Origin of the sequence: Pseudomonas sp. PDM27 (assembly GCF_019219205.1) — a bacterium.
Taxonomy (GTDB): Bacteria; Pseudomonadota; Gammaproteobacteria; order Pseudomonadales; family Pseudomonadaceae; genus Aquipseudomonas; species Aquipseudomonas laurylsulfatiphila.
This window is the reverse complement of record NZ_JAHUWF010000032.1, coordinates 1-519: the sequence shown is the minus strand read 5'-3', so window position 1 is coordinate 519 and position 519 is coordinate 1. Positions and strand designations below refer to the sequence as shown.

1 pseudogene is annotated in these 519 nt (G+C 59.9%); it reads left to right on the top strand.

The features are described 5' to 3' along the window. Positions 1-203, top strand: a pseudogene (locus tag KW838_RS29255) (hypothetical protein); the annotation flags it as partial. Positions 204-519: the final 316 nt, after the last annotated feature.

Genomic DNA, 519 nt, shown 5'->3' with positions numbered 1-519 from the left:
TCGCGATGGACGTCAACGATAACGCGTTCTGTCTGAATAAACGCGTTGCGCTGGCGTTCATCGCGAGCAAGCTCGCTCCCACAGGGATCCCGGTTGTTGTCGAGGGGCTGGATCAGGCCTTGAGATGGCGCAAGCTGCGCTCCATCCGCGCGATGCAGATTACTTGTAGGAGCGAGCTTGCTCGCGATGGACGTAAACGATAACGCGTTCTGTCTGAATAAACGCGTTGCGCTGGCGTTCATCGCGAGCGAGCTCGCTCCCACAGGGATCCCGGTTGTTGTCGAGGGGCGGATCAGGCCTTGAGATGGCGCAAGCTGCGCTCCATCCGCGCGATGCAGATGACTTGTAGGAGCGAGCTTGCTCGCGATGGACGTCAACGATAACGCGTTCTTTCTGAATAAACGCGTTGCGCTGGCGTTCATCGCGAGCGAGCTCGCTCCCACAGGGATCCCGGTTGTTGTCGAGGGGCGGATCAGGCCTTGAGATGGCGCAAGCTGCGCTCCATCCGCGCGATGCAGA